Source organism: Bacillus sp. LL01 (assembly GCF_001037965.1).
Genome location: NZ_LFEL01000241.1, coordinates 1 through 3,431, shown reverse-complemented (window position 1 = coordinate 3,431; position 3,431 = coordinate 1). Strand labels below are relative to the sequence as shown.

Annotated in this window: 3 protein-coding genes; all 3 read left to right on the top strand. The window is 37.5% G+C overall.

Annotation, left to right across the window (positions count from 1 at the left end):
• Nucleotides 1-9: 9 nt before the first annotated feature.
• Complete coding sequence (locus tag AB685_RS28740) at nucleotides 10-1,173, top strand: mechanosensitive ion channel family protein (RefSeq protein WP_347230886.1); 1,164 nt, start codon at nucleotides 10-12, stop codon at nucleotides 1,171-1,173.
• A gap of 134 nt (nucleotides 1,174-1,307) precedes the next feature.
• Nucleotides 1,308-2,801 (top strand): BCCT family transporter, encoded by a 1,494-nt coding sequence (locus AB685_RS28735; RefSeq protein WP_047974026.1) that lies wholly within the window; start codon nucleotides 1,308-1,310, stop codon nucleotides 2,799-2,801.
• Nucleotides 2,802-2,978: 177 nt separating this feature from the next.
• Nucleotides 2,979-3,431: MFS transporter (locus AB685_RS28730; protein WP_047974025.1), on the top strand; the 453-nt coding region annotated here is incomplete at its 3' end.

Sequence of the window (3,431 nt, the reverse complement as noted above, 5' to 3'; positions counted from 1 at the left end):
TACAAAGAGGTGATCTTTTACATGGATAACGGTATAGAGCGCTGGAGAATGCTTCTTGCGTCTTTTCAACGCTTAGAATGGATTGATATTACCATTGCTATTGCGATCTTTTTGGTCTTTTTAGTTTTTAGGAAGCTATTTACAAAATATATTTTTAAATTTATTCTCACATTAACAAGAAAGACGCCAACTGAAGTTTTTACAAACGTACTGCTTTCCTTTGAGAAACCATTACGGCTATTTTGGATCGTGTTAGGTACATATTTAGCTATGTTGTACTTACCGTTTAACATTACAACGACTGAGTTTGTCCAACATATTTATCGTACTTTTATTATTATGATACTTGGATGGGGCTTGTACAACTATATGTCCGCTCAATCAGCTTTCTTTTTCCGATTTGCAAGGAAAGTAGAATTAGATGAAGATAGTATGTTGGTCCCTTTCTTATCAAAGATCCTCCGTTTTTCAGTTATTGCTTTAACGATTGTTGTTATCGCAGGTGAATGGGGATATAGCATTAGTGGTTTTGTGGCTGGTCTAGGTCTCGGTGGTTTAGCATTTGCTCTTGCCGCTCAGGATACAATTGGTAACTTCTTTGGAGGAATTATAATCATTACAGAGAAGCCTTTCTCAAAAGGTGATTGGATTAAAACACCATCTGTAGAAGGAACTGTTGAAGATATTACATTTAGGAGTACACAAATTCGAACATTTGAAGWCYCAATCGTTACTGTACCGAATTCGACTTTATCGAATGAACCTATCACGAACTGGTCAAAAATGAACAAAAGACAAATTACGTTTAAAGTAGGGGTTACGTATTCAACGCCGCAGCAGAAGTTAGAACGTTGTGTCCGAAAAATTGAAATCCTTTTGAGAGAACATGAGGATGTCAATCAAGATCTAATTATGGTTCGATTTAGTGATTTCAATAATTCAAGTCTCGATATTTTTGTCTATTTCTTTACGAAAACGACAGCTTGGACCGAGTGGTATAGAGTAAAAGAAGATATCAACTTTAAGATTATGAGCATTCTTGAAGAGGAAGAAGTTGAGATTGCTTTCCCAAGTAGAAGTCTTTATGTAGAGAAGGATCAACAGTCGGTATTTGATGACTTAATTGAGGAAGAAAAAATGGATGTAAGGCAAGAGGAGAAGAGCTCAAAATAATGAGCTCTTCTTTGTTTTGGACCTGTGCTTCTTCTTTCATAATAAAAGTATTATCTACACACACTAAATGAGCACATGAAAAACGTTCGGAAAAGAGTATGTGTAACGATGCTTTTAGAGAGGAAGAACTATGCATGAAAAACTTAACAGTAACCTATAAAATTTCTATTGTCATGGCATTTGTCTTTGTTATATGGGGTACTTTTTTTCCAGAGCATTTAGGCGTTGTAATGGAAAGTGCTCAAACTTTTTTTCTGACTTCATTTGGTTGGTTGTATCAACTTTCCGCTWCATTTTTTCTTTTGTTTGCTTTATTTTTAATCTTTAGTAAGTATGGAAAGATAAAACTTGGTAAAGACCAAGATAAGCCAGAATTCAATCGATTAACTTGGTTTGCGATGTTATTTAGTGCTGGGATGGGAATTGGTTTATTATTCTATGGAGTATCTGAGCCGATCTCTCATTATGCAGCACCGCCTTATGGTGGGGCTGGTATGGAGAGGACGAGGGAGTCGGCATTGATTGCACTTAGATTTACATACTTGCACTGGGGGTTTCACGCCTGGGCAATATATGCCACTGTTGCCTTATCTCTAGCTTATTATAAATTTAGAAAAGAAGCACCTGGCTTGATGAGTGCAACACTTTATCCGTTATTTGGAGAAAGAGTGAGAGGTCCATTAGGTTATACAATCGATATTGTAGCGGTCTTTGCAACTTTATTTGGCGTATGTGCATCGTTAGGTTTGGGAGCTCAACAAATCAATGCTGGATTGAATTACTTAGTAGGACTTCCTATTAATTTCACCGTCCAGGTCATCATTATTGGCATTATAACGGTGTTGTTTATTATATCCGCAACAACTGGTATCAAAAAAGGAATTAAATATTTAAGTAACACCAATATGATTTTAGCAACTCTTCTTCTACTAATGATGGTCATTGTTGGTCCTACTTTGTTTTTGTTGAATTTGTTTACCCATACTTTAGGTCAATACATTCAAAACTTACCACAGATGGGTTTACGTATCTCACCGTTTAATGAGGAGAGTGCAGCGTGGACGCAAGCTTGGACCATTTTTTATTGGGCATGGTGGATATCGTGGTCTCCTTTTGTTGGGATGTTTATTGCGAGGGTTTCAAAAGGAAGGACTGTGAGAGAGTTTGTCGTCGCGGTGTTAGTGGTACCAACTTTGGTTTGTACTTTTTGGTTTGCAATATTCGGTGGAACTGGGATTTATCTTGATTTAATCGAGGGGGTAGATGTAGCAGGACAAAGTCTCGAGACGGGTCTCTTTTATGTGTATCGTTACTTACCATTGGGTGGGGTCTTGTCTGTTATTACGTTATTGTTAATTAGTACGTTCTTTATTACTTCAGCTGATTCAGCTACATTTGTTCTAGGTATGCAAACGACCGAAGGAAACCTAAATCCATCTGTTATGATAAAAATATCATGGGGGCTTATTCTAAGTGCCTCAGCAGTCGTATTAATGGCATCTGGAGGTCTTGATGCCCTCCAAACAGCCATCATTGTCAGCGCATTTCCATTAACGTTTATATTGTTAGCGATGAGTTACAGTATGTTAAAAGTATTTAAGGTAGAAATGAAGGCGACAAAAAAATAATCATGAAATGTTAGCATGGCTACGTTAATCCGTAGTTATGCTTTTTTAGGTATATTGTGGTGATGAGAGAAAAGCTCTGAGATGTTCAAATGATTCTGAATCCTTTATAATGGGTGGATAGAGATGAGAAAGAGAAAAAGAAGGTGTTTTTAGGCAACTTTAAGGAGTGGAGAAACGATGATAGAAGAGAATACCGTGCAGTTTCGGCGGACAACGTTTGCTCTAAGTGTGGCTGCTTTTTTTATTTTTGCGAACTTACATTTTCCTCAACCAATTTTACCTGTTCTCGCTAGCGAGTTCCATGTATCTGATGTAGTAGTGAGTCTCATCATTTCGGTACCATTATTTGTCCTAGCCATTGCCTTTTTTGTATATGGTCCTCTTTCTGATACGATAGGCCGCAAGAAGATAATGAACACTGCAATGGTTTTTGCTTGTATTATCTCACTAGGGTTAGTGGTCGTTCCAAGCTTTGAAGGGTTGTTGGTTCTTCGTACTCTACAAGCAGTAGCGCTAGCTGGAGTACCTACCATCGCTTTAGCTTATATAAGTGAAGAATATGCGAAAAAGGCAATGACTGTTGCTATTGGTGTTTATATTAGTGCAAATAGCTTTGGTGGTATGGTAGGC